At 33.0% G+C, this 1,246-nt stretch carries 1 protein-coding gene and 1 pseudogene; one reads left to right on the forward strand and one right to left on the reverse strand.

Annotation, left to right across the window (positions count from 1 at the left end):
• Window positions 1-5 precede the first annotated feature (5 nt).
• Window positions 6-62: an IS1 family transposase gene (locus L2I46_RS29860; protein WP_003032489.1), complete on the forward strand. Its 57-nt coding sequence runs from the start codon at window positions 6-8 to the stop codon at window positions 60-62.
• A gap of 15 nt (window positions 63-77) precedes the next feature.
• Here L2I46_RS29860 and L2I46_RS29130 read toward each other — a convergent pair.
• Window positions 78-983: pseudogene (locus L2I46_RS29130) on the reverse strand (IS1380-like element ISEcp1 family transposase); the annotation flags it as partial.
• Window positions 984-1,246 lie beyond the last annotated feature (263 nt).

The following is a 1,246-nucleotide window of genomic DNA, read 5'->3' on the forward strand; positions in this document are numbered from 1 at the left end:
AATCGGTGGAGCTGCATGACAAAGTCATCGGGCATTATCTGAACATAAAACACTATCAGTAAGTTGGAGTCATTACCAAAGTAGTCGTATTCGGAACCTTCTAAAAGTGATAATTGTGCTCTTTCTTTTTCTGGTTTCAGTACGCGAGATACGACAAATCTTCTGTCTTTTTCCCATTTAACTAATTTTGTATACAGTTCTGTAGTTTCTCTACCTTCTTCTCCTTTAACGAATACAATTGATGAATTCGTTGCTTGTGAGGTGAGTGTAGAATAACTTTTGGCTTTAATTAAATATTTGCATCCAAGAGATTCTATCGTTTCGATAATTTTTTCATCAAAGTAGCCACTATCCATTCGAAATAAAATTTCTAAATCGTCTGATTTGATGTTAGCAACAATTTCTTTGATCATTTCCGCAGCACCGTTTGCAGTGTAAGTATTGCCACTTCTTACAAATCCGGTAACATATGCTTTTAATTCGTCGCAAAATGCAAATTGGATATTGTAGCATCGGTTTCCCAGTTTCTTAGGATTATATCCTTTTGACGCACCTTCTTGATGACCTTCTACGTTAATTACACTACTATCAATATCAATCGTAATGGATGTCAATTTACTTTTAGTGAGCAGTTTTTTAAAGACTTTAAAATTAATGTCTCTAAACATTTGGGTTGTCTTGAAGTTGAAGTTTCCTAGAAACCGTGACACTGTTTCAGGTTCTTTTACGGAAATATCAAACTCGTTGACGAGGGGATCATTTTGAAGTAGCTTTAGACGTTCTAACTTATCAATGCCAATGAAGTGACCGCAGAGCATGGTCTTTATATGATTCATCTTGATTTTATTTGTTGAGTCATTATCAAATACGAGGTCATTTTCAATAAAATCAAAAATCCCATTGCTTTTTGCATTCTCAAGGAGCAGAAAAAGACCTGCATTTGATGTTAGATTCTTAGCTTTGAAATCAATTTTATTAATCATAATTAGAACCCCTTTTTACTACTTTTCTTACTATTATTTTACCATATATCGAGTCATAAAAGCTGATAATTTAACATATTTTTGAGCACTTTTCTTTCACCCAATGGGTGAAAGCTGAATTTCGAAGGAATGCATATTTATCAAGGCTTTGATTATGCTTTTTGAAGTACTGACGTAGAATCTAGGTCATATATACTTTAGATTGATTTAAAACTTCATTTTTAATTTAAAAGGATCTAGGTGAAGATCCTTTTTGATAATCT

The organism is Klebsiella sp. 2019SCSN059 (assembly GCF_021739525.1).
Lineage (GTDB): Bacteria > Pseudomonadota > Gammaproteobacteria > Enterobacterales > Enterobacteriaceae > Klebsiella > Klebsiella quasipneumoniae.